Annotated in this window: 2 protein-coding genes; both read left to right on the plus strand. The window is 59.4% G+C overall.

Annotated elements, in window-relative coordinates; all coding sequences use genetic code 11:
- Window positions 1-410 precede the first annotated feature (410 nt).
- Entirely contained in the window at window positions 411-983 is a 573-nt protein-coding gene (locus NKJ84_RS32905) for a DUF1003 domain-containing protein (protein ID WP_352509985.1), read from the plus strand.
- 988 nt (window positions 984-1971) lie between these two features.
- Window positions 1972-2346 carry a hypothetical protein gene (locus NKJ84_RS32910; protein ID WP_352509986.1) on the plus strand — a complete coding sequence of 125 codons (375 nt, stop codon included), beginning with the start codon at window positions 1972-1974 and terminating at the stop codon, window positions 2344-2346.
- The last annotated feature ends 153 nt before the right edge of the window (window positions 2347-2499 follow it).

Genomic DNA, 2499 nt, shown 5'->3' on the forward strand with positions numbered 1-2499 from the left:
TCACCACTGACCGATGCGCAGCCGTCGCCCCTCGCGGGCCAAGATTGACCGCGAGTGGCCTTACCAGGTTGCGCTGCCCGATGATCTATGCACGGGACACAGCCTCTCGCTGATCCGCGATTTCTGCGAAGAGCGAGGGCTGGTCCCAATAACAAGGCAGGGGCGGCGCTGAGAAATGCCACGCCGGCAATCTCCGGCCCTACACCTTCATGCAGGCCATGGGTGCTTGGATGCGGCGCCCAGTTTCTCCAGTGGGCCAATCATAACGCATCAGGTCAGGCCCGCGTTTACGCGTTCGACTCTACCTCCCGCGAAAAAGTACCTGTCGATACATGCGATCTAGCCGTCGCCTTGGGGTCAAGGAGCAAAATTCAAAATGCATTGTTAGGTGTAAAGATTAGGAGCGACCTATGCACCCCAGCCTCACCTCGAACAATATGGCTCGCGGCACTCCGACTACGCCGGCCGCGGAAGGGCTAGCTCCGGCGTTGGCCCGCAACATTGACGCTCTCGTCGAGCGTAGAAGGCGAGAGGCGAAAGCCGCTTCTCTTCAGGAAAGGGCCGCCGCCGCAATCAGCAGATTTGCCGGCAGCATGATCTTCGTCTACATCCATCTCGTTTTCTTTGGCGGCTGGATCGCCTTTAACACTGGTATCGCTCCGATCGTTCAGGCTTGGGATCCTTCTTTAGTCATCTTGGCCATGCTCGCGTCCGTGGAGGCAATATTTCTCTCCACCTTTGTGCTTATCAACCAGAACCGAATGGCCGCTGAAGATGACGCGCGGGCTGATCTCGATCTCCAGGTTAGCCTGCTCAACGAACACGAGACTACCAAGCTGATCAAGATGGTCGAGGAGATTGCCAAGCGTTTAGACATCCAGACGGAAGCAGACGAGGAATTGAAGGAACTGAAGCGCGATGTGGCGCCCGAAGCAGTTCTCGACAAGATCGTGGAGGCAGGAGATCAGCCAACGCTCGGCTGAGCAATTAGCCGCTTACTAGAGCACGTCCTGTGATCGATGAATCGATTGTGATGTGACGGCTGCGTTTTGTGCTGATTCAACATCCACCTCGATGGAGGCCGGGCCGCGCGCTCAATATCGATTAATGACCGTGCAGCATCTGTCGTGCGCTGCTCTCTCTCATCTCTTTGCGTCCATGTAGCCAAGCGTCGCTCCCTAAAGTGCATGCCGCCGACCTGGTGGCACGGTGCTTGATCGAACCATGGCGGTTCGTCAGCTTGTGCCACAGATTGCAGACATAGGAAAACGGGCATCGTAGCGGGCCTTGCCCACTGCGGCCGCCAAAGGGATCGTGACGGAACGCTGATAGGTTTCCCGACCTTCCGGAGGGTACCCTTCGATCAAAGCGCGACGGTCAAGGGTGTACGTCGAGGGGACGTGGACTGTCCCGGGGGAGTCGGTAACGAAGCGCTCCACGGTGGCCGCGCATACCCAGTTCTGGACAATCGGATATGGAGATCGGACGCCGCCCTGCGGCACATCCGGGGGTCAACACCGTCACCCCCTCGAATGTGATCGGAGAATTGTCCAGCGCCGATGAGACCACGCTGGCAAGGCCTGCTCCGGCCAGGCCTTGCATGGCGACGTGCTGAACCCGAGGGTGTTCTTGCGGCGTGTGCTTCCAACCCTTTGTGATCGCATCGGGCCATACCGCACCCTTGGCGATCGCCTGCTCAAATGCGATGTGTCTTTGGATGCTCCAAGTGCGGCAAACGTCTCGTGCAGCCCGATCGTGTCGGCGCGGAGCTTCAGCAGTCCGTCGGAATATCGGGCGGTGATCCGGTCCACCAGATTGGTAGGGATTGCTTTACCATCTCGGATCGCAGATGTGATCGTTCGGTCGAAACGTTTGTCGCGTTGCTTCCGAGTCAGATAGGCCCGCAACTGGTCGGGCTCGCCAGAGAGCAGTTCATCGCGGGCTCGGGCAACATAGTCGCTCTGAACTGTGGTGAGCCCGATCACCCCGCCTTTTCTGCTGCCGGTCACCCGATTGATGCGCCCGACCACCTCCAGTGCCGTCCTGGTCGGATTGGCGCCGCAGCACGACCGGAAAGCCGCTTGGATCGCGAAGCGCCGGCATCTGCTCGACGCTGGCAACGCCGCCGCCGTTGAAGGTCTGCCGGAGGGCCTCTTCCAGGGGCCGAAACGCGGCCTCGTCGAGGTTCATCGCCTGGATCGCGCCGTTGATGTCGCCGCGCTCAAGGCGCTCAACTATGCGGCGCAGGACGATGTTCGAGCGGATGTCGTCGATCGCCTCGATGAACGCGGCGCGCAGCATCGGCTCATAGGTCGAGACAAGCTGTTCGAATCGCTCGCGAGGTGATAGGCGCTTTAGCATGTGGAACTTTCAGGCCACGCAACGCAGTGTTGCTGGCTAGCACTACTTTGGCAGTTTTTTAGTTCTGGGAGCGTTTTGAGGATTCCCAAGAGCGGTTTTGCGTGATTCATGAGAGGTCGGCTGTTGGAGGGGCCGGCC

The sequence above is a fragment of the Mesorhizobium sp. M0048 genome (assembly GCF_040323405.1).
Lineage (GTDB): Bacteria > Pseudomonadota > Alphaproteobacteria > Rhizobiales > Rhizobiaceae > Mesorhizobium.